Origin of the sequence: Burkholderia sp. Ax-1719, assembly GCF_011753055.1 — a bacterium.
GTDB lineage: Bacteria > Pseudomonadota > Gammaproteobacteria > Burkholderiales > Burkholderiaceae > Paraburkholderia.
In genome coordinates this window covers 25,169-51,638 of record NZ_VWWJ01000040.1, presented here as the reverse complement: position 1 = coordinate 51,638, position 26,470 = coordinate 25,169, and the positions used below count along the sequence as shown (strand labels likewise).

27 protein-coding genes are annotated in these 26,470 nt (G+C 63.2%); 11 read left to right on the top strand and 16 right to left on the bottom strand.

The genetic code is table 11. The annotated features are described in order from the left end of the window. Positions 1–414: 414 nt before the first annotated feature. The 4 genes from F3J17_RS34140 to F3J17_RS34125 all read left to right on the top strand — a co-directional run bounded on the left by F3J17_RS34140 (position 415) and on the right by F3J17_RS34125 (position 4,431). A complete protein-coding gene (locus F3J17_RS34140; protein WP_167069949.1) occupies positions 415–1,629 on the top strand; it encodes a DUF2863 family protein in 1,215 nt (404 codons plus the stop codon). Between the two features lie 194 nt (positions 1,630–1,823). Beyond that, the gene (locus F3J17_RS34135) at positions 1,824–2,774 is read left to right on the top strand and encodes a response regulator transcription factor (protein ID WP_167069948.1); all 951 of its coding nucleotides are present in this window, start codon (positions 1,824–1,826) and stop codon (positions 2,772–2,774) included. Between the two features lie 10 nt (positions 2,775–2,784). After that, a complete protein-coding gene (locus F3J17_RS34130; RefSeq protein WP_167069957.1) occupies positions 2,785–3,459 on the top strand; it encodes an energy-coupling factor ABC transporter permease in 675 nt (224 codons plus the stop codon). Positions 3,460–3,732: 273 nt separating this feature from the next. Then, positions 3,733–4,431: a hypothetical protein gene (locus F3J17_RS34125; protein ID WP_167069946.1), complete on the top strand. Its 699-nt coding sequence runs from the start codon at positions 3,733–3,735 to the stop codon at positions 4,429–4,431. A 129-nt stretch (positions 4,432–4,560) separates the two neighbouring features. Here F3J17_RS34125 and F3J17_RS34120 read toward each other — a convergent pair whose 3' ends face one another. Both F3J17_RS34120 and yaaA read right to left on the bottom strand, forming a co-directional pair. Then, positions 4,561–5,724, bottom strand: coding sequence for a M14-type cytosolic carboxypeptidase (locus tag F3J17_RS34120; protein WP_167069944.1), 1,164 nt, complete (start codon positions 5,722–5,724; stop codon positions 4,561–4,563). A 71-nt stretch (positions 5,725–5,795) separates the two neighbouring features. Further along, complete coding sequence (yaaA, locus tag F3J17_RS34115; protein WP_167069942.1) at positions 5,796–6,578, bottom strand: peroxide stress protein YaaA; 783 nt, start codon at positions 6,576–6,578, stop codon at positions 5,796–5,798. A 65-nt stretch (positions 6,579–6,643) separates the two neighbouring features. Here yaaA and F3J17_RS34110 point away from each other — a divergent pair, with 65 nt between their 5' ends. Further along, a complete protein-coding gene (locus tag F3J17_RS34110) occupies positions 6,644–7,159 on the top strand; it encodes a putative toxin-antitoxin system toxin component, PIN family (protein ID WP_167069940.1) in 516 nt (171 codons plus the stop codon). A 75-nt stretch (positions 7,160–7,234) separates the two neighbouring features. After that, entirely contained in the window at positions 7,235–8,425 is a 1,191-nt protein-coding gene (locus F3J17_RS34105; protein WP_167069938.1) for a pyridoxal phosphate-dependent aminotransferase, read from the top strand. A gap of 123 nt (positions 8,426–8,548) precedes the next feature. Here the strand turns inward: F3J17_RS34105 and F3J17_RS34100 are convergent, their stop codons facing one another. Further along, on the bottom strand, positions 8,549–9,190 hold the full coding sequence (locus F3J17_RS34100; protein ID WP_167069936.1) for a glutathione S-transferase: 642 nt from the start codon (positions 9,188–9,190) through the stop codon (positions 8,549–8,551). A gap of 275 nt (positions 9,191–9,465) precedes the next feature. Here F3J17_RS34100 and F3J17_RS34095 point away from each other — a divergent pair, with 275 nt between their 5' ends. The 4 genes from F3J17_RS34095 (at position 9,466) to F3J17_RS34080 (ending at position 13,487) form a co-directional block, all read left to right on the top strand. After that, the gene (locus F3J17_RS34095; RefSeq protein WP_167069934.1) at positions 9,466–10,257 is read left to right on the top strand and encodes an enoyl-CoA hydratase; all 792 of its coding nucleotides are present in this window, start codon (positions 9,466–9,468) and stop codon (positions 10,255–10,257) included. Positions 10,258–10,275: 18 nt separating this feature from the next. Next, entirely contained in the window at positions 10,276–10,995 is a 720-nt protein-coding gene (locus F3J17_RS34090; RefSeq protein ID WP_167069932.1) for a histidine phosphatase family protein, read from the top strand. A 34-nt stretch (positions 10,996–11,029) separates the two neighbouring features. Then, positions 11,030–12,151 carry a phosphotransferase gene (locus tag F3J17_RS34085; RefSeq protein ID WP_167069930.1) on the top strand — a complete coding sequence of 374 codons (1,122 nt, stop codon included), beginning with the start codon at positions 11,030–11,032 and terminating at the stop codon, positions 12,149–12,151. 76 nt (positions 12,152–12,227) lie between these two features. Next, positions 12,228–13,487 carry an acyl-CoA dehydrogenase family protein gene (locus tag F3J17_RS34080; RefSeq protein WP_167069928.1) on the top strand — a complete coding sequence of 420 codons (1,260 nt, stop codon included), beginning with the start codon at positions 12,228–12,230 and terminating at the stop codon, positions 13,485–13,487. 18 nt (positions 13,488–13,505) lie between these two features. Here the strand turns inward: F3J17_RS34080 and F3J17_RS34075 are convergent, their stop codons facing one another. After that, positions 13,506–14,075 carry a hypothetical protein gene (locus F3J17_RS34075; RefSeq protein ID WP_167069926.1) on the bottom strand — a complete coding sequence of 190 codons (570 nt, stop codon included), beginning with the start codon at positions 14,073–14,075 and terminating at the stop codon, positions 13,506–13,508. Positions 14,076–14,277: 202 nt separating this feature from the next. Between F3J17_RS34075 and F3J17_RS34070 the strand changes: the two genes are divergently transcribed. Continuing rightward, positions 14,278–14,994, top strand: coding sequence for a glutathione binding-like protein (locus F3J17_RS34070; protein ID WP_167069924.1), 717 nt, complete (start codon positions 14,278–14,280; stop codon positions 14,992–14,994). 82 nt (positions 14,995–15,076) lie between these two features. Here F3J17_RS34070 and F3J17_RS34065 read toward each other — a convergent pair whose 3' ends face one another. The 12 genes from F3J17_RS34065 to F3J17_RS34010 form a co-directional block, all read right to left on the bottom strand. Continuing rightward, entirely contained in the window at positions 15,077–15,550 is a 474-nt protein-coding gene (locus F3J17_RS34065) for a MaoC family dehydratase (protein WP_167069922.1), read from the bottom strand. Positions 15,551–15,569: 19 nt separating this feature from the next. Further along, positions 15,570–16,031 (bottom strand): MaoC family dehydratase, encoded by a 462-nt coding sequence (locus F3J17_RS34060; protein ID WP_167069920.1) that lies wholly within the window; start codon positions 16,029–16,031, stop codon positions 15,570–15,572. A gap of 43 nt (positions 16,032–16,074) precedes the next feature. Continuing rightward, positions 16,075–17,196: an acyl-CoA dehydrogenase gene (locus F3J17_RS34055; RefSeq protein WP_167069918.1), complete on the bottom strand. Its 1,122-nt coding sequence runs from the start codon at positions 17,194–17,196 to the stop codon at positions 16,075–16,077. Between the two features lie 11 nt (positions 17,197–17,207). Beyond that, entirely contained in the window at positions 17,208–18,416 is a 1,209-nt protein-coding gene (locus tag F3J17_RS34050) for an acyl-CoA dehydrogenase family protein (RefSeq protein WP_167069916.1), read from the bottom strand. 64 nt (positions 18,417–18,480) lie between these two features. Beyond that, positions 18,481–18,951, bottom strand: coding sequence for a DUF1178 family protein (locus F3J17_RS34045; RefSeq protein ID WP_167069914.1), 471 nt, complete (start codon positions 18,949–18,951; stop codon positions 18,481–18,483). Positions 18,952–19,184: 233 nt separating this feature from the next. Then, entirely contained in the window at positions 19,185–19,772 is a 588-nt protein-coding gene (locus tag F3J17_RS34040; protein ID WP_167069912.1) for an NUDIX hydrolase, read from the bottom strand. Positions 19,773–19,897: 125 nt separating this feature from the next. Continuing rightward, positions 19,898–20,200: a DUF2818 family protein gene (locus F3J17_RS34035; protein ID WP_167069910.1), complete on the bottom strand. Its 303-nt coding sequence runs from the start codon at positions 20,198–20,200 to the stop codon at positions 19,898–19,900. Then, positions 20,200–21,672: an NADH-quinone oxidoreductase subunit NuoN gene (gene nuoN, locus F3J17_RS34030; protein ID WP_167069908.1), complete on the bottom strand. Its 1,473-nt coding sequence runs from the start codon at positions 21,670–21,672 to the stop codon at positions 20,200–20,202. Before nuoN ends, F3J17_RS34035 begins: the two co-directional genes overlap by 1 nt. Before the next feature lie 24 nt (positions 21,673–21,696). Next, complete coding sequence (locus F3J17_RS34025; protein WP_167069907.1) at positions 21,697–23,196, bottom strand: NADH-quinone oxidoreductase subunit M; 1,500 nt, start codon at positions 23,194–23,196, stop codon at positions 21,697–21,699. A gap of 13 nt (positions 23,197–23,209) precedes the next feature. Next, positions 23,210–25,267 carry an NADH-quinone oxidoreductase subunit L gene (gene nuoL / locus F3J17_RS34020; protein ID WP_167069905.1) on the bottom strand — a complete coding sequence of 686 codons (2,058 nt, stop codon included), beginning with the start codon at positions 25,265–25,267 and terminating at the stop codon, positions 23,210–23,212. Between the two features lie 11 nt (positions 25,268–25,278). Beyond that, a complete protein-coding gene (gene nuoK / locus F3J17_RS34015; protein ID WP_006052894.1) occupies positions 25,279–25,584 on the bottom strand; it encodes an NADH-quinone oxidoreductase subunit NuoK in 306 nt (101 codons plus the stop codon). A gap of 13 nt (positions 25,585–25,597) precedes the next feature. Further along, positions 25,598–26,311: an NADH-quinone oxidoreductase subunit J gene (locus tag F3J17_RS34010; protein ID WP_167069903.1), complete on the bottom strand. Its 714-nt coding sequence runs from the start codon at positions 26,309–26,311 to the stop codon at positions 25,598–25,600. Between the last annotated feature and the right edge of the window lie 159 nt (positions 26,312–26,470).

Here is a 26,470-nt window from a genome sequence, read left to right as displayed (position 1 = left end):
TAAAGATCGATCCGCGAACTTCACACCAGCGATCCAGCTACCGGCGGGTTCTGCGTTGCTGCGTCTGCAGCAGAGAAACGAGATTATGCAGACTCTTTTCCGATCCGTCAACATCTTTTTTTAGGTCACTGCTTAAAAGCAGGAAAAGATGCCGCCGGAGCGTCCCGCCGTTTCTCGCGGCAGGCTTCGCTGCCGATCAGGCTGAACAGCGAAGGAGCGCAATTCTAGTCACGCAGATGACACATTGCAAGTGCTTTCTTGCACCGCCCTCGCCAACCAATCCGCAGCCATCTCAATACCGCGCCCTTGCGACGCCGCAACACGCCCGCCAGCGCCCTCCTGTAGGCCAAACCGATGGCCCGCGCGGAACCGACTAGAATATGGGGTTCTCCGCATCCCAAACTCACAAGATTTATGCGCTCGCGAATCGCCAAACGCCTCCCTCCTGACGCCGACAAACTTGTCGGCCTGTCGCTCGCCCTGTTCGCTTCGGGCAGCCGCACCGAAGACCGCTTCTGGGAGGCCAAGCTCGACACGCTGCTAGCGAAGGTCGTGCGCAACGGCAATCAGACTACGCTCGACGCCGCGCTCGATCATCTGCAGCAGAACCATCCGGATGCCTACGGCGCGCTCGCGGACATGGCCGAGACCCACAGCGAGTCGTTCGTGGTCGAGCACGAAGGTGTGCAATATGAGACGCTGCTGGTGGCCGCGCCCGTGCTCGCCTGGACGCGCTACGTGATTCCGTCGGGTCCGCTGAAAGCGGAAGCATCGGACGCCCTGCGCACGCACCTGCAGGCTCACGTGCTGGCGAACGGCTCGCGCGTCGCGATGGCGCCCTATCTCTATAGCATCGACCAACTGCCGCGCCACCACGTCGAAACCTGGCGTCTCGCCCAGCAACTCACGCAAGCCGCACTCAACGGCACGGCGGCAAAGATCAGCGCGAGCGAGCTGCCGGAGACCTCCCCGATCCTCGCCGATCCGCGTTTTCTGCTGGCCGTCGTCGCTGCCCCCGTCGGTACACCGCTGTTCCGTTGGCAGGAGGAAGAAAACGGCTCGCGCATCGAGCGCGGCCAATGCCTCGAACAATGGGCCACGCAAGGCGGCGCCAACCTGGCCGTCGTCATGCCGGGCTGCGAATTCGAATGCCTGCTGCCGGACGCCTATTACTCGGCCTGCCGCGACGCCGACGAGCGCGTGCGCCCACACACGATCCGTACCGCCGTGCGCTACCTGCTCGATACGATCGGCGCGACCGCTCAGGACCTGCGCGCGGTCGTCGCGGGCTTTGGCGAACGTCGCATCGACGAATACCGCGTCGGCTTCACCAAGCGCGGCAGCAATGACGTTCTCTACGGTGTCGTGTGGCCGCTTTATGGCCGCGAGAATGGCGACGCTGACATCGACGAAGAACCGTCCGAGGAAAATGTAGGAGGCGGTCCGATCGAGGAGATCGTCGCACTGCTGAAGGAATCGGGCATCACCGATATCCGCCGTCACGCCGGCCGCTTCGAGCCGGAGTACTGCGACGATTGCGGTGTGCCGCTCTATGCCGATCCCCTTGGTGAGATTGTTCATGCAGAGATGCCGGAAGATGCTGAGCCTGTTCAGCCACACTTCCACTAAGCAAACTGACGTTTTCCTACCGAGTCCCGCCTGAGTGCGGGACTTTTTTTTGCCCTACGTCCTACGCCATCTGGACAGGCCGTCGGAAGCCTTTCTTTTTGTCATGATGGTGCTGTTGGCCCGGCTTTAACACGGCGCGCACACGCTGTCGCACCCAAAATTTCAGAGGCCTGATACGAGAGGAGGGCATTCCCATGCGGTTTGCAGTATTCAATCCGGACGCCGAACGACGCGAAGGGCTCAAGGCGCTGCTACGACAAATCGACCGGCGCGCACGCTTTAACGACGCACCCGACTGGCGCAGCGCAGAACGCGCGATGCAACGCTTTTCGCCGAACCTTCTGGTGATCGACTGGCACGAGGGCATCCTTCCCGGCGAACTGCGCCACTTCGCAAACCGGCATAAGACACTGCCCATCGCCGTGCTCGTCGACCGCAACGAACCGCCCCATCGCGTACGGGCGATTCTCGACGAAGGCGCGCGCGGCATCATCCGTCGCACCACGGATTCGATTCTTATCGTCAAGCTGCTCGAACTGATCATGCTTGGTGGCGATCATCTGCCCGCCGACATCTTCGCTCCGTCGTCTTGCCCGCCCGGTCCCCGGCCGGTGCCGCCGCGCCGCAACTCGCGAGCCACCGCTGTGCGGCGCAAGGGCACGCGCAAGATCGAACTCTCGCCGCGCCAGGAGCAGATCCTGCGTTGCGTGCATATGGGCAGTACGAACAAGATGATCGCGCGCGCGCTCGGCATCAGCGAAGGCACCGTCAAGGTCCATCTGGCGAGCATCTTCCAGCAGCTCGGCGCGCCCAACCGCGCGGCCGCCGTAGCGATCTACAACGGCCTGCTGTCCAGCCAGTTGCAGGTACTGCGCGCGCGCCGCGAAAGCGCACCCAAACCTGCTTATGGCGAGCACGGTCAGGTACCGTTACGCAAGCGCAGCAAAACGGCCTTCCTCTATCCGTTGCAGACAGACGACACCCTCGAAGCGCTACCACTCGCCGCAGAACCCGCCACGTCCTACAGCACCGCCTCGCCGGACGCGCTCGCGCCGCCTGCGCCGCTCGCCGCATCGCAACCTGAGACGAGCGAAGAACAGGAGGCGCCGCCCGGATGCGCACACCTTTTGCCCTCCAACGAGTAATATGAAGCACATGGGATTCCTCTACACGCCGCTGCCGCTCTGGGTGATCGTCGTTGCATGGATTGCATCGGCGGGATTACTTGCGCTCGCGTTATGGAACAACCCGTTCAAGCGTCTACAGGACGCGACGCTCCAGCACGTCTGGCTCGCCATCATCGTGGCCGTTTCCGTGCTGTGGGCGAGTAACGCGTGGCTTGAGGACGGCACTGTGCTGCACCTGCTCGGCGCGACCCTCGTCGTCACGCTGTTCGACTGGGGCCTCGCGCTCGTGGCCATGGCCGTTGTGGTCGTGCTCGCCGCCGTGGTATTCGACGCGCCGTGGGATGGCGTCGCCCTCACCTTCCTCGTATTCGGCGCGTTTCCGGTGGGGGTTTCGACGCTGCTGCAACGCGCCTGCATCGCCTGGCTGCCACGCAACCTCTTCATGTTTATCATCGGCCAGGGTTTCGTCTCTCCGGCGATTGCCGTTTCGGCGGCTGCGTATCTCGCGCTCGGCACGCATATGGCGCTCAACAATGGTTCGATGCTTACCGTGCCCGCAGGTTATGCGTTCAGCGTATTCCTGCTCGCCTCGGGCGAAGCGTGGTTCACCGGCATGGCCACCGCGCTGATCGCCGTCTATCGCCCCGCCTGGGTCACGACCTACGATGTGCGGCGCTATCGCCTTGGCGGCCCGCGCGCCTGATCGCCGCGCGTCGCACCTTCATGCGCACGTGTATCCAGACCGCGCCGCAGCTCCTTCCGACAGATTCCTCGAACGCCGCACTGTAAGCCTGCGCTAGAATGACCCGGCGTTGGAACGCGCACGGCCTGCTCGTTTTGTCCGCCAGCCGCGCGCGTATCGATCGCATCAGCCGTTTGTACGAATTATTTGTTGCCGGCCCGGAACTCATTCCCGCGCCGCGGCATCTTACGGTGCCTGACGTCCCACCCTCATCCAGTCATCCAGAACAATCAGATGGACCGCAACAACGCATCCCGCCAGTTGCTGACCGTATTCGGCCGACTGGCCGCCTGCGCCGCGAGCCTTGCGCTGATGTGCTCGCTCCCCGCCCAGGCCGATCAGCTCGAACAGCAAAACGATCTCGTCAATACCTACGTCACGCAGATGCACGCCGATCCGCTCGTCGCCAGTTGCGCGGCGCATGGCAAGTTCATCGCCAGTACGTCGACTGTGCTCGATCACGTCGATTTTCCGCCCAGCTCCTTCGATAGCGCGCACGCCACCGTGACGCCTTGGAACGATTCGTTCGACGAAGGCAAGCAGCGCGTGAAGGTCGATACGATCGTGACCGTCGATGGCGTCGGCGTTCCGCAGGACAGCAGCCACGAGCCCTACGATCTCAAGTTCCGCTGCGGCTATGTCGGCCAGCAGATCCTCGCGTTCAGCTGGAACGACCCGGTTCCGCCGTCGCGCGCGCATAGCGAAAGCGGCGCCGCAGCCGGCGGTACGGCCGCGCACGTGAGCAGCAGACATGGCGGCAAGTCGAAGAAGGCCACCGGCAAGGGCAAGAGCAAGGGCTCGAAGAAAGCGACCTCGGGCAAATCGAGTCACAAGTCGTCGGCGACGTCCAAGAGCAGCACGAAGTCCGCGTCCAAATCCTCGAAGTCCACCGCGAAGAAGACCTCCACCAAAAAGAAGTCGACGACGCAATAAGTTTGCACGCTTCATCGCGCGCTTCGCCATGAAGCGATCGCAGCATGAAAGCACAAAGGGGGAAGCGGCTCACACCGCTTCCCCCTTTTTCATCCCGCCGCGCTCACCACGCGGCAGACACTACGCGACTTAAGCAAACGTCTCGCAGTGATGCAGGATGGCTTGCAGCATCGCGGCGCCCAGCGCGGCGCTGCGCTCGCCGTTCCAGCCCACGCGTTCGTCGGGCAGGTTGGCGTTGTCCTTGAACGGCATTTCCAGCGTGAGCGACAGGCAGCCGTACTTGTGGCCGATGTACTTCGACGCCAGCTTGAGCGCGTCTTCGCGATAGCGGCTCGCTTCGTAGCCGTGCTTGTCCTGGAAGTCGGGACTCGCGATCTTGAACGCTTCGATGAAGGCGGTCTGCTCCTTGCGCTGCTGGTCGGTGAAACCCGGCAGCATTTCCGAACCCGCCACGAACACGTACGGCAGCGTTTCGTCGCCGTGGATATCGAAGAACAGATCGCAGCCGGTGTCCTCGATCGCCTCGCGCACCAGCAGCACTTCGGGGCTGCGCTGCGCGTCCGGCTCCATCCATTCGCGGTTCAGGTTCGCGCCTGCCGCATTGGTGCGCAGATTGCCGTGGCGGCTGCCGTCCGGGTTCATGTTCGGCACGATGTGGAACACCGCGTGATCGAAGATCTTGCGCGCAACCGGATCGCCCGCCCAGTCGCCCATGCCCGCGAGACGCTTCACGAGGCCTTCGACGAACCACTCGGCCATCGTCTCGCCCGGATGCTGGCGCGCAATGATCCACACGGTCTTCTTGGGCTTGCCGGCGGGCGTGTCGTCGCCGGGCGTCGCGAGCGTGAGCAGCGACATCGGCCGGCCTTCGACGGTCTGACCGAGTTCGGTGAGCATCGCATGCGGCAGTTGCTGCATCATGCCGATGAATTCGGAATGGCGCTCTTCGCCGTACGGCTCGAAATAGGCGTAATAGATGCTGTCGAAATCGGGCACGTGATCGATCGTGAGCACCTTGCCGTCATACGAGGTCGGCACGCGGAACCAGTTCACGCGGTCGTAGCTCGCCACCGCTTCATAGTTGCGCCAGCCTTCCGGGAACGCGCACTGGGCGGCGTTCTCGAACGTCATCACACAGCGTTCGCCGCGCGCGCCCGAGACACGGAAGTAAAACCACTGGGCGAATTCCGATTGGTTATCGGGACGCACGCGCAGGCGGATCTTGTCGGCCTCTTCGCACGACAGCACGTCGATCGCACCCGCGTCGAACTGGCTGGAAATGGAAATCGTCATGACTTTTCCTTCGCTGGGTCAGCAATCAAATCGTTGTAGCAGCGCCTTTTGAGCGCTGGTTTTCGGGCCGCTCATTCGGCAATGCGCCGGCGGAATACGTAAGTGGAATCGTTCGATGCGTCGGCATCGAATGCATAACCTTCGACGTCGAAGCTCTTGAGCGCTTCGGGCTCGGCGATGCGGTTCTCGACCGCATAACGCGCCATCAGGCCGCGCGCGCGCTTCGCGTGAAAGCTGATGATCTTGTAGCGGCCGCCCTTCCAGTCTTCGAAGACGGGCGTGATGATGGGCGCCGCCAGCTTCTTCGGCTTGACGGCCTTGAAGTATTCGGTGGATGCGCAGTTCACCAGCACGCGCGCGCCCTTCCGGTTGCTCTCCAGTTGTGCGTTGAGCGCGTGCGTGATGCGCTCGCCCCAGAACGCGTAGAGATCCTTGCCGCGCGGGTTTTCGAAGCGCGTGCCCATCTCCAGACGATAGGGCTGCAGCAGATCGAGCGGACGCAGCACGCCATAGAGCCCCGACAGCACGCGCACGTGGTTCTGCGCGTAGCCGAGATCGGCGTGCGAGAGCGATTTCGCGTCGAAGCCTTCGTAGACGTCGCCGTTGAAGGCCAGCACGGCCTGCTTGGCGTTGTCGCGGCTGAACTGCGTCGACCAGTCGGCGTAGCGCTGGAAATTCAGGCGCGCGAGCGGGTCAGAAATGCTCATGAGCGTGCCGATCTGCTGCGGTGACAGGCGGCGCAGGCCGTCGATCAGCTCGGCGGCATCGTCGACGAAATCGGGGATGGTGTGGGTGTCGATGTGCGCCGGCGTGTCATAGTCGAGCGATTTGGCCGGCGACAGAACGATTATCATAGAGGCTTGCGGGCACACAGGTGCCGATGTTCAAAGGCGAAAGCCCGATTGTAGCGAATTCACGAATGACCGGTTTCACGCCCCTTGACCAAGCCGCTTCTCAAAGCGCCCCCAGCCCGCTCACCGTGGTGCTCGATTCCAACGTCTGGCTCGACATCCTGATCTTCGACGACCCGCACACGCGGCCGATCCGCACCGCGCTCGAAAACGGCGCGCTGGCCGCGCTGATCGACACGCGCTGCCAGGGCGAACTGGCCCACGTGCTCGACTATCCGCAATTCCAGGGGCGCGGCACCGACAAAGCCGGCGCGCTCGCCGTGCTGGCCACGCTGGTGCGCCCGATCGAGCCGCCCGAACTGCCCGCCGACGCCCGCCCGCTGCCCCAATGCCGCGACCGCGATGACCAGAAGTTTCTGGAACTGGCGCGCGCGAGCGGCGCGGCGTGGCTGGTCTCGAAAGACCGCGCCGTGCTCAAGATGGCGAAGCGCATCGCGCGCGATTTCGGCTTTCGCATCGGCACGCCGGATACGTTCGTGGCCGAATGCGGGCTGAGCGCCGCGAATTCAGCCTCACCAGCCTGAATCGCACCAAAGCGCCTCCAGCAGCCCTGCCCTACAATCAGGCTTCCCGTCCCACCGTCTTCTACCGTCCGCGCCATGAACGCACCGCATCCTTCGCAAGAGCCCCAGCACAACCTGCTCACGCCCTCTTTTCCGTCGCGTCTGCCCAATGTCGGCACGACGATCTTCACGGTGATGAGTGCGCTCGCCGCCGAGAAAGGCGCGGTGAATCTGGGCCAGGGCTTCCCCGATTTCGGCTGCGACGAGCGCATCGTCGATGCGGTATCGCAGGCCATGCGTGACGGTCACAACCAGTACCCGCCGATGGCGGGCGTCGCCGCGCTGCGCGAAGCGATCGCCGACAAGATCGAGCGCGTCTACGGCCGCCGCTACGACGCCGCCAGCGAAATCACGGTGACGGCGGGCGCGACGCAGGCCCTCCTCACGACGATCCTCGCGACCGTGCATCCCGGCGACGAAGTCATCGTGGTCGAGCCGACCTACGACAGTTATCTGCCGTCGATCGAACTCGCGGGCGGCAAGCCCGTGTTCGTCACGCTCGAAGCGCCCGACTACGCAATCCCGTTCGACCGCCTCGCAGCCGCGATCACGCCGAAAACGCGCCTGATCCTCGTCAACACGCCGCACAACCCGACCGGCACCGTCTGGCGCGCCGAAGACATGCGCAAGCTCGAAGAGATCGTGCGCGGCACCAACGTGCTGATCCTCTCCGACGAGGTCTACGAGCACATGGTCTACGACGGCCAGCCGCACGAAAGCGTGGCGCGCTATCCGGAACTGGCCGCGCGCAGCTTTATCGTGTCGAGCTTTGGCAAGACGTTTCATGTGACGGGCTGGAAGGTCGGCTATGTGGCCGCGCCTGCCGCGCTCACGGCGGAATTCCGCAAGGTGCATCAGTTCAACGTGTTCACGGTGAACACGCCGATGCAGGTGGGTCTGGCGCAGTATCTGCGCGATCCGCAGCCGTATCTGGACCTGCCCGCGTTCTACCAGAAGAAGCGCGACTTCTTCCGCGCGGGTCTCGCCAATTCGCGATTCAAGCTGCTGCCGTGCGAAGGCACGTATTTCCAGTGCGTCGATTACTCGGCGATCAGCGATCTGCCCGAAGCCGAGTTCTCGAAGTGGCTCACCGCGGAGATCGGCGTGGCGGCGATTCCGGTGTCGGCGTTCTATCACGAAGCGCATCAGTCGGGCGTGGTGCGCTTTTGCTTCGCGAAGCAGGAAAGCACGCTCGCCAGCGCACTCGAACGTCTCGCGCGGCTGTAAGCGCGGCGCATCCGAACGAAACCCCGCACGAAGCCCCGCTCGATGCGTCCGCGAACGTCCAGTCGTTCACGAGCATCGCGCGGGGCTTCAGTGCATCGATCAAGTCACCGCGCAGGCCATCAATCAGGCCGCCGCTTCCATATACGCCTTGCGGTCGGCGTTCACGCGCTGCACCGACGCACGCTCGCCCATCACCTTCAGATACGCCTTCCAGTCGACGCCAGCCTCGGCGAGCATGTCACGGCCGTAGATCTTCTGCGTCGCCATGCCGACGAGCGGCAGACTCGCGTAAGCCGCCGCATCGGCGATGCTGAACTGCGCGCCACGCACATAGGGCGCGAAATTCACCAGCCGCTTGAGGCTGCCGAGATAGCGCTCCACGCGCTTCTCCACGCTCTTCTTGATGTCGTCGCTCACCTTGCCGCCGAAGAACGCTTCCGCATAAAGCTCGCGCACGGCCAGTTCCAGATGCGTGTCGATCACCGTGATCAGCTCGCGCTCCTTGGCGGCCTGCCAGAGATCGGCGGAGAAAATGTGCTTGTCCGGAAAACGCGCCGCCAGGTATTCGACGATCACTTCCGACTCGCACAGGAAGCCCTGTTCCGTTTCGAGGAACGGCACCTTGCCCGTGACCGATTCGGCGAGTTGCGCTTCGGCGAGTGGCAGCTTCGCCGTCACTTCCTCGAACTCGATACCGTGCTCGAGCAGCACGAGCTTGACCTTGTTGTAGTAGTTCGACAGCGAAAAACCATGCAGCTTGATCATCCTCGTTTCCTCCTGGGAGCGACGGCCTGCGTGCCGGCTTCGGGTGAACCCGCAGCAACGGCGCAAAACGCAGAACCTTTTTCATAAAAATGTACGACCGTGCTATTCTAGGCCAATCATGGAGCCACGCTTCCAATGAATTCACATCATTCCAACATTGAGACATCGGGCGGCGTGCGCTGCGCCGTCACCTTCGCCAGGATCGCGGCAAAAGGCAAGCCCGCATCCGTTATGGATACGTCTCCCGAGCATCCGCTTTCGAACGAGGCATCGCAATGAGCGCCGAACTCCGTACCAGCCGCCCGCAGAACCACGAATCGACGCTCGTGCTCACGCTGTCGAATCCCGGCGCGCGCAACGCGCTGCATCCCGACATGTACGCCGCCGCGATCGAAGCCTTCGATGCCGCCGAGCGTGACGAGTCGCTGCGCGCCATCGTCCTCACCGGCGCCGACAACTTCTTCTGCGCGGGCGGCAATCTGAACCGTCTGCTGGAAAACCGCGCCAAGGATCCGTCGGTGCAGGCCGCCAGCATCGACATGCTCGCGCACTGGGCCACAGCGATGCGCCAGTCGAGCAAGATCGTGATCGCGGCCGTCGAAGGCGCAGCGGCGGGCGCGGGCTTCTCGCTCGCGCTGGCCGCCGATCTGCTGGTCGCAGCAGAAGACGCCAAGTTCGTCATGGCCTATTCGCGCGTGGGCCTCACGCCCGACGGCGGCGGCTCGTGGTTCCTCTCGCGGGCGTTGCCGCGCGCCCTCGCCTTCGAAGTGATGCTCGAAGGCAAGCCGATCGGCGCGCCGCGTCTGGCCGATCTGGGCGTGGTGAACCGCGTGGTCAAGCCGCACAGCGCGCTCGACGCGGCGCTCGAATGGGCCGACGAACTCGCAAAAATCTCGCCGAATTCCGCCGCGCGCATCAAGACGCTGACGAATGCCGCGCCGTTGCAGACGCTCGACGCGCAACTGGTCGACGAACGCGAAAGCTTCGTGAGTTCGCTGCATCATCGCGACGGTCTCGAAGGCATCACCGCGTTTCTCGAAAAACGCGCGCCGGTCTATAAGCGATGAGCAAGCGATAACGAGACCATGAGCGACTTCCAGATGCCAACGCGCCGCCGCCTCTATCTGATGCGCCACGGCGACGTCACCTACTTCGACGACAGCGGCCGCGCGATCGATCCCGACACCGTGCCGCTCAACGAAACCGGCCAGGCGCAAGCCAGCGCAGCAGGCCAGGCGTTTGCGCAGCAAGGCGTGCGCTTCGACCGCGTGATCGTGAGCGGCTTGCGGCGCACGGTCGAAACGGCGCAGCGCGTACTCGCCGCCACCGGCCAGAAGATCGCGCTGGAAGAGCAACCGGCGTGGCAGGAGATTCGCGGCGGGCGTCTCGCCGACATTCCACCCGCCGATGTCGAGGACGCATTCCTGCGCGCCTTCGACGGCGTCGTGCCGGAAGACACGCGTTTTCTCGGCGGCGAATCGATCGGCGAACTGCTCGACCGCGTGCTGCCCGCCGTGGCTGCGCTGCGCGCCGATCCGTCATGGGACACCGCCTTGCTGGTCCTGCACGGCGGCGTCAACCGCGCGATTCTCTCGCACGCGATCACGGCAGGCGCGCGCACGTTTTTCGGCCACCTCGCGCAGACGACGGGCTGTATCAATGCGCTCGACGTCGGCGCAGCGCCGCACGACTGGGTGGTGCGCACGCTCAACTATGCACCGCCTACGCCGCTGCACCGCGACGTGCGCAACACAACGATGGAGATGCTGTACGCGCAATATCTGCGCTATCGCCCACAGCGCTAGCGCGGAAAACCCATACTGGAGAACGGAGACAACCATGGCGCAAGCCACCCCGGATGGAGACAACAACAACGATCGCTCGACCGACTTTTCGGCATTCGAGGGCACGCGCCCCGTCGCCGAGCGGCAGCGCTTCGACACTGACGCGCTCGCCGCCTGGCTTGCGGCGCACGTCGCGGGCTTCGAAGGCCCGCTTACCGTCGAGCAGTTCGCAGGCGGCCAGTCGAATCCCACCTTCAAGCTGGTGACGCCCTCGCGCAGCTACGTGATGCGCGCCAAGCCCGGCCCGAAGGCGAAGCTGCTGCCCTCGGCGCATGCGATTGAGCGCGAGTACCGCGTGATGGCTGCGCTCGGCGCGACCGAGGTGCCGGTCGCGAAGATGCTCGCGCTGTGCGAGGACGAAGCCGTGATCGGCCGGGCGTTCTATGTGATGGAGTTCGTCGAAGGCCGCGTGCTGTGGAACCAGGCGCTGCCCGGCATGTCGCGAGAAGAACGCGGCGCGATCTACGACGAAATGAGCCGCGTGATAGCCGCGCTCCATAACGTCGATCCGAACGCCATTGGCCTCGCCGATTACGGCAAACCGGGCAATTACTTCGCGCGCCAGATCGATCGCTGGAGCCGTCAATATCAAGCGTCGGAAACCGAATCGATCGAAGCGATGAACCGCCTGATCGAGTGGCTGCCGAAGCACGTTCCCGATGAAGGCGCAGAAGGCGGCGCGCGCGTCTCGATCGTCCACGGCGACTTCCGCCTCGACAACCTGATTTTCCACCCCACCGAACCGCGCGTGCTTGCGGTGCTCGACTGGGAACTGTCTACGCTTGGCAATCCGCTCGCCGACTTTTCGTATCACTGCATGGCGTGGCACGTCGATCCGGGGCAGTTTCGCGGCATCGGCGGCCTGGACTGGGCCGCGCTCGGCATTCCGGACGAGCAGGAATATGTGCGCCGTTACTGCGAGCGCACGGGCCTGACGATCCACGGCGACTGGAACTTCTATCTCGCCTACAACATGTTCCGCATCGCGGCCATTCTGCAGGGAATCATGAAGCGCGTGGTCGATGGCACCGCCGCCAGCGCCCAGGCCGCCGACGCCGGCCGCCGCGCCAAACCGATGGCCGAACTCGCGTGGCACTACGCGCAGAAGGTTCGTTGACCGGTTCACTGATCGGCTCACTCATTTCGCAGTTGCGTCATTCCGTACTCAATCCGCTTTATTTGCGAGGTCCTGGATGAATTTCGATTACACCCCGAAAGTGCAGGCGCTGCGCGAGAAACTGCTCGCGTTCTTCGACGAACACATCTATCCGAACGAAGCCGTCTACCACGCGGAAGTCGAGCGCAATCGCGCCAACGGCAACCCGTGGGTCGCCACCGAAATCGTCGAGCAACTGAAGGTGAAGGCGCGCGAAGCGGGCCTGTGGAATCTGTTCCTGCCCGAGTCGCATCGCGGTGCGGGCCTGACGAACCTCGAATACGCGCCGCTGTGCGAGATCATGGGCCGTGTGATCTGGGCGCCCGAAGTGTTCAACTGCAGCGCGCCCGATACCGGCAACATGGAAACCATCGAGCGCTACGGCAGCGACGAGCACAAGCGCCAGTGGCTTGAACCGCTGCTGCAAGGCCAGATCCGCTCGGCGTTCCTGATGACGGAACCGGAAGTCGCTTCGTCGGACGCCACCAACATCCAGACGCGCATCGAGCGCGACGGCGACGACTACGTCATCAACGGCACGAAATGGTGGTCGTCGGGCGCGGGCGATCCGCGCTGCGCGATTTATATCGTGATGGGCAAGACCGATCCGGACGCACCGCGCCACGCGCAGCAGTCGATGATCCTCGTGCCCGCCGACGCCGCCGGCATCACGGTCAAGCGCCCGCTCACGGTGTTCGGCTACGACGACGCGCCGCACGGCCATATGGAGATCAAGCTCGACAACGTGCGCGTGCCGGCGTCGAACATTCTGCTGGGCGAAGGTCGCGGTTTCGAGATCGCGCAAGGTCGTCTCGGGCCGGGCCGTATTCACCACTGCATGCGTCTGATCGGTCTGGCGGAACGCGCCCTGGAATTCATGTCGAAACGTGCTTTGTCGCGCGTCGCCTTCGGCAAGACGATTGCGCAGCAGACCGTCACCCAGGAACGTATCGCCGAGGCGCGCTGCATGATCGAACAGGCGCGTCTGCTCACGCTCAAGACCGCGTACATGATGGACACCGTCGGCAACAAGGGCGCGCGCGGCGAGATCGCGATGATCAAGGTGGTCGCGCCCAGCATGGCCTGCCAGGTGCTGGACTGGGCGATCCAGGTGCACGGCGGCGGCGGCGTGAGCGGCGATTTCCCGCTGGCCTACGCCTACGCGCAGGCGCGCACGCTGCGTTTCGCCGACGGTCCGGACGAAGTGCACCGCAACGCCATCGCCAAGCTCGAACTCTCGCGCTATATGGATGCGGGCGCGGCGTCGCGCGTGGAGATGCCGGTCACGCGCTCTTAACGCGTTCTTGAAGCGCGCTCATGGCGCCGTGTCGAGCTCTCTCGCCACGGCGGCCAGCGTGCGCTTGCGGATCCAGCCACTCGCCACGCGAATGGCGAACCAGTACGGCGTCATCAGCACTTTGGTGCCCAACGACGGGCAATCGACGAAGGTTTCGGTCACCAGGCGCGCTTCGCCCGTTGCGTCGTCCTGCACGCGAAAACGCAGCACGAGCCGCGCGATGTCCTTGCGCGTGAGCGCGATGAACGCATCGGCATCGGCCACTTTCATGAGGCCAAAATCGGGCCGCCAGAACCGTCCCGCCAGTCCGAACGTCAACTCCCGATCGTCGCGATAAAGCGGTGTGAACGCGGTGAGATCGAACGGCTCGTGATGCTTGCCGCCCAGCCGCTCCAGCAGCCGCTCGGGCCATTCGCGCACGCGCAGCAGCGTGTCGATCACCGGATCGTCGCGCATGTCGAATGCCGCGACCGCGTCGATGATGCGCGAAGGCGGCGCGTCTCCCACCGCCGCTTCGTGCCGCTCGTAAAACGTGTAATCCGCGAGAAAAGGGGTTGGTGAAGCGTTTCGATCGACCATCGCATCCATAGGCGAAATCGCCTTCCGTGAACGTTGCCCGACATGATGCCATCGCTCGCCGCGCGACGATTTCCACGCTGGCATTGAGGTCACTCGCGCGGCTTTAGCGGCGCGCATCGAACTATGCTAACGTCCGCGAGATCCGGCGCGCGACGGTACGTTTCGACGCAGCGCCTCCCTGGTGCTGAATAAAACACGATGAGGAGTCACGATGATTGATGTCTACAGCTGGGCCACGCCCAACGGCCACAAAGTCCACATCATGCTGGAGGAAACCGGCCTCGAATACCGCGTGCATCCGGTCGATATCGGCGCGGGCGACCAGTTCAAGCCCGAATTCCTCGACATCAGCCCGAACAACAAGATCCCTGCCATCACCGATTCCGAAGGCCCCGTACGCGCCGACGGCAAGCCGTTTTCGCTGTTCGAGTCGGGCGCGATCCTCGTCTATCTGGCCGCGAAAACGGGCAAATTCCTGCCCGAAGATCTGGCCGCGCGCTACGACGTGCTGCAGTGGGTGATGTTCCAGATGGGCGGTCTCGGCCCGATGCTCGGCCAGGCGCACCACTTCCGCATCTACGCGCCGGAAAAGATCGAGTACGCGGTGAACCGCTACACGAACGAAGCGAAGCGTCTCTATAACGTGATGGAAACGCAGCTCGAAAAGACCGAATATCTGGCCGGCAACGAGTACACCATCGCCGATATCGCCGCGTTCCCGTGGACGCGCTCGTGGCAGAACCAGGGCGTCGATCTCGATGCGCTGCCCAATGTGAAGCGCTGGCATGACGCGATTGCCGCACGCCCGGCAGTCCAGCGCGGCGTTCAGGTGCTCGCGGACGCGCGCAAGCCGCTGATGGACGACAAGGCCAAGGAAATGCTGTTCGGTGCGACGCAGTACGCGAAGCACGACTCGAAGGCGGCGTAAGCGCTCGCTGATTTAAAGTCGATAAAAAAAGGGCGTCCGGTGAAAAACCGACGCCCTTTTTGCTTGCAGCGCGTGCGCGAAATCAGAAGTAATGCCGCGAAATAAACTCGGCGATACAGACGGGCCGCTCGCTTCCCTCGACTTCCAGCGTCACGTTCCAGACCACCTGCGCACCGCCGCCTTCCACATCGCTCACTTCCTTCACGCCGAAGCGCCCGCGCAGCTTCGCGCCCACCGGCACCGGCGACGTGAAACGCACGCGGTTCAGGCCGTAGTTCACGCCCATGCGCTGATGGATTTTCACGGTGCCCGCCAGCAGCACCGGCACCAGCGAAAGCGTGAGAAAACCATGCGCAATCGGGCCGCCAAAAGGCGACTCGCGGCGCGCGCGTTCTGCATCGATGTGGATCCACTGATGGTCGCCGGTGGCATCGGCGAAACCCTGCACGCTCGCCGCGCTCACCTCGCGCCAGGGACTGACGAAAGGCTCCGCGCCGACCCGCTCGCGCAAGGCGGCCAGATCGGCAATTTCCGATATTGCAGCGACTTCGCTCATGCAGTGTCTCCCGTGTTTTTTATGCGCCCGAAGCGCCCGGATGCCGCAACCCAAACATGCCTTTCGAGCTGACCGTCACAACCAGTTCGCCATCCTGATTACGCCCTTCCCAGCGCGTTTCGACGATGCCGCGATCAGGCTTGCTCTGCGAGACACGCTTGCTCACGACGATATTGGTCATCGACAGCGTATCGCCCACGCGCACCGGCTTGATCCAGCGAATCTCGTCGATGCCCGGCGAGCCCATCGAAGTCGAGTCCTTGAAGAAGTTGCGCACCAGCATGCCCATCATCGTCGAGCAGGTATGCCAGCCGCTCGCCACGAGCGCGCCGAACATCGACGCCTCGCCGCCCGCCTCGCTCAGGTGGAACGGCTGCGGATCGTACTTCTGCGCGAACTCCACGATCTCCTCGCGCCCGAACGTGTGCGAGCCGACTTCATAGGCCTTGCCCACTTCGAGATCTTCGTAACTCAAACCCATCGATGGCTCTCCGATTCAACTCGATACGACTAAAACCCCACGATTACGCGGCGACTTGCGCGAAACCCGGCAGCGCAGCGAAGCGTTCGAGGTGATAGTCGACGTCGCCGAGCGTGGTTTCGATGATCGACAGGCGCTTGAACAGATGCGCCGCCGCCACTTCATCGGTCACGCCCATGCCGCCGTGCAACTGCACCGCCTGCTGGCCGACATAGCGCGCCGCCTGCCCCACGCGCGCCTTCGCTGCCGAAATGGCGCGGCGCCGCTCGTCGGGCGATGCGCTACTGTAACGCGCCGCCGCCAGATACGTGAGGGAGCGCGCCTGCTCGCCGTGAATCAGCATTTCGGCCATACGGTGCTGGAGCGCCTGGAAACGCGCGATCGGCATGCCGAACTGCTGGCGCGTTTTGGTGTATTCGACCGTCGCATGATTGAGCGCGTCGATCGCGCCCACGGCTTCCGCGCACAGCAGGAAGGTGGCGTAATCGGCGACCTGCTCCCACGTGGCCGCGTCCGTCTTGCCGAGGCGTCGCGCTTTCGCGCCGTCGAACGTGACCGTGGCGGCGCGTTGGCCGTCGATGGTGCGATAGTCGCTTACCGTCGCGCCCTGCGCGTCGCGTGCCACGACAAAAAGCGCCACTTCGCCCGCGAGACGCGCGGGGACGATCCAGTAATCGGCCTGCGCGCCGTGCTGCACGACCGATTTCGCGCCGCTGAGCGCGAAGCCGTCGCCGGTTTCCTTCGCGGTGGTTTCAAGCGTGAAGAGGTCGTAGCGCGCGCCGGGTTCGTGGAACGCGGGCGCAAGCTTGATCTCGCCCGTGGCGACGCGCTCGAGCAACGCAGCGTTTTCGGCGTTATCGGAACCCGCGAGCTTGAGCGCTTCCACGCCCACGGCCGTCGCCCAGTACGGCTCGACCACCAGCGCGCGGCCCAGTTCCTGCATGACCACCAGCATGTCGAAGGTCGAACCGTTGAAGCCGCCCTGCGCTTCTGGCACCGGCAACGCGGTCAGGCCCAGTTCGACGAGCGCATTCCAGTGCGCCGCCGACACGCCCTCGGGCGTCTTCACGATCGCCCGGCGCGCTTCGAAGCCGTAGTTCTTGTCGAGATAGCGACGCAGCGCGTCGGCGAGTTGCTGTTGCTCTTCGGTGAAATTGAAGTCCATTGCGCCGCTCCTCAAATCCCCAGAATCATCTGCGCGATGATGTTCTTCTGGATTTCGTTCGATCCGCCGTAAATCGACGTCTTGCGGTAGTTGAAGTAGTAGGCCGCGAGCGGGGCCGCGTCGTCGTCGCCGGCCGCCGAATGCGCGTGTTCGCCTTCGAGGAAGGCCGGATCGAATGGCGCAGCCAGCGGGCCGACCGCATCGACCATCAGTTCGGTAAGCGCCTGCTGGATTTCGGTGCCCTTGATCTTGAGCATCGACGCCTCGGGACCGGGACCGCGACCGTTGTTGCTGCTCGCGATCACGCGCTCGGCGGTGACTTCGAGCGCCATCAGCTCGATTTCGACGGCGGCCACGCGCGACGCGAACACCGGGTCGTGCAGCAGCGGCTTGCCGTTCTTCTTCTGGTTGAGCGCGACATGCTTGAGGAACGCGAGTTCGCGGTTCGACGCGCCCACGCGGGCGATGCCGGTGCGTTCGTGGCCGAGCAGATACTTCGCGTAGGTCCAGCCGCGGTTCTCTTCGCCGACGAGGTTTTCGACCGGCACCTTCACGTCCTCGAGGAACACTTCGTTGACCTCATGGTCTTCGTCGAGCGTGATGATCGGGCGCACGGTGATGCCGGGCGTCTTCATGTCGATCAGCAGGAAGGAAATGCCCTCCTGTTTCTTCGCGGCGGGATCGGTGCGCACGAGGCAGAACATCATGTCGGCATGCTGGCCGAGCGTGGTCCAGGTCTTCTGGCCGTTGACGACGTAGTGATCGCCCAAATTGTCCTGGACTCGAACCGCCTTGGTGCGCAGCGAAGCCAGATCGGAACCCGAACCCGGCTCCGAATAGCCCTGGCACCACCAGTCTTCGCCCGAGAGAATGCGCGGCAGATAGCGGCGTTTTTGCGCCTCATTGCCGTACTTCATGATGACGGGCGCCACCATCGACACGCCGAACGGCAGGACCGGCGGCGCGCCGATGCGGCCACACTCGGCGTCCCAGATATGGCGCTGCGTTTCGGTCCAGCCGGGGCCGCCCCATTCGACGGGCCACGCAGGCGCCGACCAGCCTTTGGTGCCAAGCAGCTTGTGCCAGTTCGCGATGTCGTCGCGGCTCAGGCGCTTGTGGTTGAGGATTTTGGCGCGCACGTCCTGAGGCACGTTGGCTTCGAGCCAGGTGCGGACTTCGGCGCGGAAAGCGTCGTCGGTAGGGGTGTAGTCGAGATCCATGCGGTTTGTCTCCTGGCCGCGGCTGGTTGGGTGCGAACCCGAACCGCGGCGAAGACCCGCATGGCTATTGCAGCGGACCCTTCAGCGCGGCCGGCACCGGCAGCGGCATCACATCGATGCCTTCTTCGACGAGGGCTCGCGCATCCTCCGCGGAAGCGACGCCGCGAATATTGCGCGCCGGTGCTTCGTTGTAGTGCATGCGCCGGGCTTCCTCGGCGAAACGGTCACCTACGTTCTCCGTTTTCTCCAGGACCTCGCGAATCGCGCGCAGCGCCTGCGCCTGCCACTGCGCGGACGGCCCGGCTTGTCCCGCCGCGGAACCCGACTGCGCGGAACGCGCGGACGGAGCCGAAGCAGGCGCGCTCGCGCCCGACAGATTCAGCCGGGGCGCGGACGGCACGCGCGTCACGTTGGTGACACCGCACATCGGGCATTCGACCAGCTTGCGCGCAAGCTGCGATTCGAAATCGTCAGCGGAAGCGAACCAGCCTTCAAACCGATGGCCGTCTGGGCACTGTAAATCGAGGACCTTCATGGGGAATCGAGGCTTGCGTTGGAGTGTATCGCAAAATGAAAATTTGTGAACGACCGTTCGTAAAATTTCCGGGCGGGGAAAACACCGATGCCGCCGGTGGGCCCGTGATCGATCGGTGGTCGATTGTAGCGCTGCGCGCGTTGGCCCGCTTGCCTTTGCCTAAAGCCTTTCTGTGGCGCGGATGTGAAAACGGCGGCCTCGCGGGCCGCCGTCTTTAGAACACATCTGCTGCCTTACGCCGGTTGCCCGAGCGGCCAGCTGCCCGACAGCGCCTTCTCCAGCCAGAACGTGCCGATGATGGTCTTCACGTCAGTGATCTTGCCTTCACGCACCCATTCGAGGAGTTCGGGCAGCGTCGCGGTGAAGGTTTCGAGGAATTCGCCTTCGTCGAGCTTCGACTCGCCCTCGATCAGACCGCGCGCGAGATAGAGGTCGATGAACTCGGTCGAGTACGAAATCACCGGATGGATCTTTGCCAGAAAGATGTACTCGCGCGCCTCGTAGCCGGTCTCTTCCTTGAGTTCGCGCTTCGCGCAGGCCAGCGCCCCTTCCTGCGGATCGAGCTTGCCCGCCGGGAATTCGGTCATCACGCGCGACAGCGGATAACGGTACTGGCGCTCCATCAGCACGCGGCCGTCGTCGAACAGCGGGATCACCATCACCGCGCCCGGATGCTGGACGTATTCGCGCGTGGCGTGCTTGCCGTCGGGCAAGGCCACCGTGTCGCACTTGAGCGTAAGGAATTTGCCCGCGTGGAGCGTCGTGCTTTCCACGCACGTCTCGGCTAGCGCCGGGTCGTGGTTCTGATCTTCAGCAGCCATGGTTCAACCTCGGGAGGATCGGAAAAAGGAATGGGATCAGCGAGGCGCGGTCAACCCGCGATGCGATCAAGAAAATCGAAAAGCGTGCGCCTCGCTTTCGGGCGAGGCGCGCGCTTTTTGTCGGTCTACGCCGGACGGCGCTTGACGAGATATTGCCAGGTGAAGCCGGGGAACGCGAACACGACAAAAAGACTGAACGTGATGGCGTAGAACTGCCAGCCCTGGTCGAAGCGGTTACCGGCGCGCGCTTCCAGCAGGAAGCCGAACGCACCGACCACAAAATACAGCACGATCATTTCAGCAATGCGGATCCACGCGCTCTTTTTAACTGCACGCAGCGGCACGAACCCGAACAGACGCTGATTGAAGAACGGCAGGTTGGCGCCCGCGAGCGCCAACAACACGATAAACCAACCGGCTGCCGACATTACAGGGGCAGCGAGTGCGTGACGGCTTGCAGGCACAGCGACATCAGCGGGCCCGGAATGATGCCGAGCACGAGCACGGCCACACCGTTGATCGTCAGCATCGCGCGGTTGCTTGCGTGGCTCACGATCGGCGAGCTGTCCTGCGGTGCGTCGAAGTACATCAGCTTGACGATACGCAGGTAGTAGAACGCGCCAAACAGCGACGTGATCACCGCGAGGATGGCGAGCCAGGTGAGGCCGGCGTTCATCGTCGCTTCGAGCACGGCGAGCTTCGCGTAGAAGCCGACCGTCGGCGGAATGCCGGCGAGCGAGAACATCACCAGCATCATCACGAAGGCGAGCATCGGGCTGCGATGGTTCAGGCCCTTGAAGTCGTCCAGCGTTTCCGCTTCGAAGTCGCGGCGCGCAAGCATCATCACCACGCCGAATGCGCCGAGCGTCGTGATCAGGTAGACGATGCTGTAGAACATCGCCGAGCTGTACGCGCTGGCCGCGCCCGTGGCCTTGTTGTCGACGATGCCGGCCAGCAGGCCGAGCAGCACGAAGCCCATGTTCGAGATCGCCGAGTAAGCCAGCATGCGCTTGACGTTACGCTGCACGATACCCGTGATGTTGCCGACGATCATCGACAGCGCCGCGAGAATGATCAGCATTTCCTGCCAGTCCACCGCCAGCGGCAGCAGACCCATGACGAGGAAGCGCACCGCCCAGGCGAAGGCTGCAACCTTCGGGCCGCCGCCGGTGAGCAGCGTCATGGCCGTAGGTGCGCCTTGATAGACGTCAGGCACCCACATGTGGAACGGCACCGCGCCCATCTTGAACGCCACGCCCGCGACCACGAACACCACGCCGAACAGCAGCACGATGTCGTTGATGTGGCCCGAGGCAACCGCCTTGAACACGTCGGACAGATCGAGCGAGCCGGTCGCGCCGTACAGCATCGAAATGCCGTAGAGCAGGAAGCCCGAAGCCAGCGCGCCCAGCACGTAGTACTTCATGGCGGCTTCGTTCGACTGCGAGGCGTCGCGGCGCAGCGCGATCAGCGCGTACAGCGACAGCGACATCAGTTCGAGGCCGAGGTACAGCGTGAGGAAGTTGTTGCCCGAGATCATGACGATCTGGCCGAGCAGCGAGAACATGCCGAGCAGGAAGAACTCGCCCCGGAACAGGTCACGGTCTTCGAGGTACTTGCGCGAGTACACGATCGACACGGCATAGCCGAGCGTCACGACGGCCTTCATCGCACTGGCGAACGGATCGACCACATACATGCGCGTGAAGAAGTAACTCACGTGCGGGTCGAAGGCGTTCACCGCGAACCAGATGCCGGCGACGATGGTCGTCAGCAGCGCGATGAGATAGGTCGTGCGCCGGCCCGAAGGACCGGAGAACGTGTCGTTGAGCCACGCGACGATGATGCCGGCGAGAACCAGCGCATCGGGTAGCAGAGCGTACATAGGGGCGTTTGGCATGATCTTTTGTTCCTCCGCTCGGTATTACTGTGACAGCGGCAGTTTCGACACTGCGACGTGGGAGAGGAGGTTTTCCACGGAAACGTGCATCACATCGGTAAAGGGCTTCGGGTAGATGCCCATGAAAAGCGTGAACAGCGCGAGCACCACGAGAATCCCGTACTCACGGCTGTTGATGTCCTTCAGCTCGCGAACGTGATCGTTCGAGATGGCGCCGAAGTACACCCGCTTGTACATCCACAACGTATAGGCCGCGCCCAGGATCAGCGTGAACGCCGCCCCGAATGCGATCCAGAAGTTGAACTTCACTGCTGCCAGAATCACCATGAATTCGCCGACGAATCCCGAGGTGCCCGGCAGGCCGCAGTTGGCCATCGCAAAAAGCATGGCCAGCGCCGCGAACTTCGGCATCGTGTTGACGACGCCGCCGTAATCGGCTATCTGGCGTGTATGCATGCGGTCGTACAGCACCCCGATGCACAGAAACATGGCGCCCGAGACGAAGCCGTGCGAAATCATCTGGATGATCCCGCCTTCGACTGCGAGCTGGCTCGACGGGCCGAACATAAAGAAGCCGAGCGTGACGAAGCCCATGTGGGCGATCGACGAATACGCGACCAGCTTTTTCATGTCCGACTGCACCATCGCCACTAGGCCGATGTAAATCACCGCGATCAGCGAAAGCGTGATGATGACGGGCGCCAGATAGTGACTCGCGTCCGGCGTGACCGGCAGCGAGAAACGCAGGAAACCGTACGCACCCAGCTTCAGCATGATGGCGGCCAGCACCACCGAACCGCCCGTTGGCGCTTCGACGTGCGCGTCAGGCAACCACGTGTGCACCGGGAACATCGGCACCTTGACGGCGAACGCGAAGAAGAAGGCGACGAACAGCAGAATCTGCGGTGTCATCGACAGCTTGGCGTCCTGCCAGGCGGCGAGTTCGAACGTGTGCGTCACACGGTACAGATACAGCAACGCGATCAGCATCAACAGCGAGCCGGCCAGCGTGTACAGAAAAAACTTGAAGGCTGCGTACACGCGGTTCGGGCCGCCCCACACGCCGATGATGATGTACATCGGGATCAGGGTGGCTTCGAAGAACACGTAGAACAGCAGGCCGTCGGCGGCGCAGAAAACGCCAATCATCAAACCCGACAGGACAAGGAAGGCGGCGAAATACTGCGCGACGTCTTCCTTGATGACCTGCCAGCCCGCAATCACGACGATCACGGTAATGAGCGCCGTAAGCACCACGAACCACACTGCGATGCCGTCGACGCCCAGGTGATAGGCAATGTTGAAACGGTCGATCCAGACCGACTTCTCCTCGAACTGCAGCGCAGCCGTGGTGGTGTCGAAGCCCGAAACGAGCGGCAAGGTAACGAGGAAACTAAGCACTGAACCGATGAGCGCGAGCCAGCGGGCTCGGCCCGGGTTCCGGTCGGAACCCACTACTAAAACGATGACGCCGAAAATGATCGGCATCCAGATCGCAATACTCAGAATCGGGGTTGCGTGCATGCGTTTCCTCGCCTTATTTGCCGCTGAGCGTTACAAACAGGGTAAGGAGGCCAAGCATGCCAATAATCATGGCAAATGCGTAGTGATAGATATAGCCGGATTGCAGGAAACGAATGACAGTTGCAAACCAGCCGATAAACTTGGCGCTCCCGTTCACGACGCCGTCGATCACGACGACATCGCCCTCCTTCCACAGACCGCGACCGATCGCGACTGCTCCGCGAGCGAAGACGATTTCGTTGATCTTGTCGAGGTAATACGCGTTTGCCAGCAGCTTGTAGACCGGCGAGAACGTGCGTTGCACCACAGCCGGCAGATCCGGGCGCTTCATGTAGAAGAACCACGCCACCACCACGCCTGCGAGTGCAAGCCACACCGGCAGACCCGAGAACGCATGCGCGCCCATCGCGGCCCAGCCCTGGAACTCTTCTGCCATCTCGCTCAGACCCGGATGGTTCTGGCCGATGAAGATCACCTTGTCGAACGCCACGCCGTTCTGGAAGAACGAACCGAACAGCAGCGGCTGGATCGCATACGCACCGGCGATGATCGACGGGATCGCGAGCAGGACGAGCGGCACCCAGATGACCCACGGCGATTCGTGCGGAACGTGCACGTGATGGTCGTCGTGGCCGTGGTCGCCATGACCGCTTTGAGCCGAATGAGCCGCTTCGATCGCCATCGGCGATTCCGGATGCTTCGGACCGCGGAAGCGCTCTTCGCCGTGGAACACGAGGAAGTACATGCGGAACGAGTACAGCGCCGTCACGAACACGCTCGCCACCACCGCGAAGTACGCGAAGCCCGAACCTGCCAGGTGCGAGAGCTTCACCGCGTCGATGATCGAATCCTTCGAGTAGAAGCCCGAGAAGAACGGCGTGCCGATCAGCGCGAGCGAACCGACCAGCGACGTGATCCACGTGATGGGCATGTACTTGCGCAGGCCGCCCATGTTGCGCATGTCCTGGTCGTGGTGCATGCCGATGATGACCGAACCCGCGCCGAGGAACAGCAGCGCCTTGAAGAACGCGTGCGTCATCAGGTGGAAGATCGCGACCGGATACGCCGACACGCCGAGCGCCACCGTCATGTAGCCGAGCTGCGAGAGCGTGGAGTAAGCCACCACGCGCTTGATGTCGTTCTGCACGACGCCGAGGAAGCCCATGAACAGCGCGGTAATCGCACCGATCACGACGATGAACGACAGCGCGGCGTCCGAGAGTTCGAACAGCGGCGACATGCGCGCGACCATGAAGATACCGGCCGTCACCATGGTTGCCGCGTGGATCAGTGCGGAGATCGGCGTCGGGCCTTCCATCGAATCGGGCAGCCAGACGTGCAGCGGGAACTGCGCCGACTTACCCATCGCGCCGATGAAGAGGCAGATACACGAAACCGTCAGCAGGTTCCACGAGGTGCCCGGGAACGTCAGCGCCGAGAGTTCATGACCCTTCGCGAACACGTCGTTGTAGTTCAGCGAGCCGCCGTACGCGAGCAGCAGACCGATGCCCAGCAGGAAGCCAAAGTCGCCCACGCGGTTCACGAGGAACGCCTTCATGTTCGCGTAGATGGCGCTTTCACGCTTGAAGTAGAAGCCGATCAGCAGGTACGAGACCAGACCCACCGCTTCCCAGCCGAAGAACAGCTGCAGGAAGTTGTTGGCCATCACCAGCATCAGCATCGAGAACGTGAACAGCGCGATGTACGAGAAGAAGCGCTGGTAGCCCTCTTCTTCCGCCATGTAGCCGATCGTGTAGATGTGCACCATCAGCGACACGAAGGTCACCACGATCATCATGAGCGCGGTGAGCGAGTCGATCAGGAAGCCCACTTCGAACTTCAGGCCGCCCACCGACATCCATTCGTAGACGGTCGCATTGAAGCTCGCGCCGTTCAGCACGTCGAAGAACGTCATGCACGAGAGCACGAACGCCACGGCGACGCCGAGAATCGTGACGGTATGCGCGCCAGCGCGCCCCACTGTCTTGCCGAACAAACCCGCGATGAGCGAGCCGGCGAGTGGAGCCAGCGGAATCGCCAGCAGCAAGTTTTCGTTGAGTGTCGTAGCCATAACCGCCTGCCTTAGCCTTTGAGCTGATCGAGATCCTCGACATTGATCGTGTCGAGGCTGCGGAACAGAGTCACAAGAATAGCCAGACCAATTGCTGCTTCCGCCGCCGCAACTGTAAGCACGAAGAACACGAAAATCTGTCCGTGAACGTCACCAAGATAATGCGAGAACGCAACGAAGTTCGTGTTCACCGCCAACAACATCAGTTCAATCGCCATCAGGATGATGATGACGTTGCGCCGATTCAGGAAGATGCCCACGATCGAGATCGCAAACAGGATCGCGCCGAGGACAAGGTAATGGGCCAGGGTCAACATAATGGTTCGCTCCTTAGCTCTTCGTTGCGGGCGCGGCCGGGGCCGGCGCAGCAGCAGGCGCAGCGGGAGCCGCTGCAGCGGCATCGGCCGGCGCGGCTTCTGGTTCTTCCGGCACTTCGACCACGGCCGCCATCTTGACGATGCGCACGCGATCCTTGGCACGCACGGCGACCTGCTTCGACACGTCCTGGCGCTTGCTGTCTTTCGGCTCGCGCACGGTCAGGCCGATTGCCGCAACGATCGCCACCAGCAGCACGAGGCCGGCGACTTCGAAAGCGAAGATGTAATCGGTGTAGATGATCTTGCCGATCAGATGCGTATTCGACATCGCACCCGACTGCGCCGCAGCCAGCGAGCCGTCGGCCACCGGCGTGGTGGTCGCACCGTAGCCGTGCCAGAGGATCAGTGCGGTTTCGACCACCATGATTGCGCCGACGATAGTCGCCACCGGAATGAAGCGCTTGAAATCGCGGCTCAGCACGTCGACGTTGATGTCCAGCATCATCACGACGAACAGGAACAGCACCATCACCGCGCCCACGTAGACGAGGACCAGCAGGATCGCGAGAAATTCGGCTTCCAGCAGCATCCAGACCGCGGCCGCGTTGAAAAACGCGAGCACGAGAAAAAGCGCGGACGAGACAGGATTGCGCGCGGTGATCACCTTCAGCCCTGACAGCGTGAGCAGCAGCGCGAAGATGTAGAACAGGACGGTCGTGAATTCCATGATTACTGGTTCATCGTTGAGGCCATCATAAGGCGGATTGCGCAGCGCAGACTGGCGGCCAGACCAGGGAGCGTCGCGCCGCGGCGGGCGGCATACGGAGTCGCGGCATTTTCAGGCGCAGGCGTGCCCCGCAGCCGGCCCGCAACGCGGGCCGATGCA